At 61.0% G+C, this 2123-nt stretch carries 2 protein-coding genes; one reads left to right on the top strand and one right to left on the bottom strand.

Annotated elements, in window-relative coordinates:
• The coding region (locus A2J01_RS00655) for an ABC transporter substrate-binding protein (RefSeq protein ID WP_231915386.1) at positions 1–673 on the top strand (673 nt) is incomplete at its 5' end.
• 354 nt (positions 674–1027) lie between these two features.
• Here the strand turns inward: A2J01_RS00655 and A2J01_RS00650 are convergent.
• On the bottom strand, positions 1028–2123 hold a 1096-nt coding region (locus A2J01_RS00650; RefSeq protein WP_064111449.1), incomplete at its 5' end, for an MFS transporter.

Genomic DNA, 2123 nt, shown 5'->3' with positions numbered 1-2123 from the left:
CGAGATCACCACCGGCGGTAAAGGAACCCGCGCACGCGCCCTCGCGGTTTCGGAACCCCTTGCCTGCGACTACAACAGTGTCGAAGGGACGATCCCCGATTTCGACGTCGATGCAGCAAAGAAAACGCTGTCCGACGCAGGTTGGAAGGCGGGTCCCGACGGCATCCTGACGAAGGACGGTCGACCGCTTGCCCTCAACGTGATTTTCAACAACTCACGCGATACGAACTCTGCCGCCGCGGAATACGTGGCAACACAGTGGGAAGGACTGGGCGCGAGAGTGAAACTGACCGGCGGCGACTACAGTTTTGTCATCGCCAACACATTCAGCACCACCGACCTGTCGTCGTGGGACGTTTCCATCGGTTTGACGCTGGGGAGCGATACGCCGAGTATCTTTGCGAAGTACTTCACCGGCCCACCGAAGCCTGAAGGAGTGAACTTCGCTTCCCTCGACAACAAGAAGTACATCGAATTGTCCACTGAGGCTTCGCTTCTTCCCGGGGACGAGTCCTGCAAGGTCTGGGAGGAAAGTGAGCGGGCATTGTTCAAGGACGTCGACCTGCTGCCGGTATCCACGACTCCCGCTCACATGTTCTTCAACGGGGCAACGTCGATCTATCCGCCATCGAGCGGAATCCTTCCGGGCTCGGCGATCCGTGTCCTGAAGTAGGACCCCGGCAAACGCTCACTTTCGGGTATTGATCATCCGAAGAGCAAACCGAAATACCACCGCAGCACCCGCACCTGCAGCCAGGCCGGCGACGACATCGGCAAGAAGGACACCGACGCCTATGCCCAGGACGGCAGCGGCGGCGACAGCAAGGGCTACGTCAGCACGAGGAGCGGCGATCGCGGCATCCTTTCCCCGAGTATCGAACGAGCACCCATCTCAACGGAGCATGTCACGAAACTGTCGTCCGCAGGTGTATCAACAGCAAAATGTGTGAAACGCGTCGGCCCCGACGGAGTTGGACTCCGCCGGGGCCGGGCTGTGTGTACAGCGCAGTGTGTATTGCGCGCTGGCTCAGTGTGTCGGAACGGATTCCTTCAACGTGGTCGGGGACGTATCGGTGTGCTGGCTACCAATCTCCTTGCGGGAGTTGGAGCTGTTGAACCGAGGGAGGAAACCGGCCAGGACGAGTGCGACGACGGCGGATCCGGCAGCGAGGGCCATGACGACGCGGAAAGCGTTCTCCGACGGCAGCGTTGCCCCACCGATGGACATGGTCATCTGGGCGATGACGACACCCGCGATGGCGCTGGCGAATGATGTACCGAGGGAGCGCATCAGGGTGTTGAAGCTGTTGGCTGCACCGGTCTCGGACGGAGGAACAGCCCCCATGATGAGAGCGGGCATCGCGCCGTAAGCCATACCGGTACCGGCGCCGATGATCACTGCGATCACGATCAGTTCCCAAATCGAGTGCATGGCGAAAATGCCGATGCCGTAACCGATTGCGACGACAACGGCGCCGAGCATGAGCGTCACCTTGGGGCCGTGCGAATTGGTGATGCGTGAGGACAGCGGAGAGATCAGCATCATGATGATGCCGGAGGGAGCCATGACCAGACCTGCGGTGAGCATCGAACCGCCTAGGCCGTAACCAGTGACTTCAGGCAACTGGACTACCTGGGGAAAGACCATGCTGGCGGCGAACATCGCGAATCCGAACACGATCGATGCGAGGTTGGTGAAGAGCACCTGGCGGCGGATGGATACGCGTAGATCCACCAGCGGCTTGGGGGTGCGTAGTTCCCACCAAGCCCAGAATCCGAATATCAGGATCGCGGCGCCGAACAAGGAAAGCGTGAGCGTGCTCGTCCAACCCCAGTCGCCACCCTTGGAAATGGCCAGTAGTAGAGCGATGAGGGCGGCTGAGAGCGAGATTGCCCCACCGAAGTCGAACGTGCCACCTGTGCGAACCGCCGATTCGGGGACCAGGACGACAACAAGAACGGCCGCAAGAGCGCCGAGCACGGCTGACGCCCAGAACAGGACGTGCCAGTCGGCGTACTCGGCGATCAAAGCCGCGATCGGAAGCCCCAGAGCGCCACCGACTCCCAGCGAAGCGCTCATCATCGCAACAGCGCCGGCGAGCTTCTTGGGCGGAAGTACATCG

This window comes from Rhodococcus sp. EPR-134, assembly GCF_001647205.1.
In the GTDB taxonomy this organism is placed as follows: Bacteria; Actinomycetota; Actinomycetes; order Mycobacteriales; family Mycobacteriaceae; genus Rhodococcus_F; species Rhodococcus_F qingshengii.
This window is presented reverse-complemented; position numbering and strand designations above follow the sequence as displayed.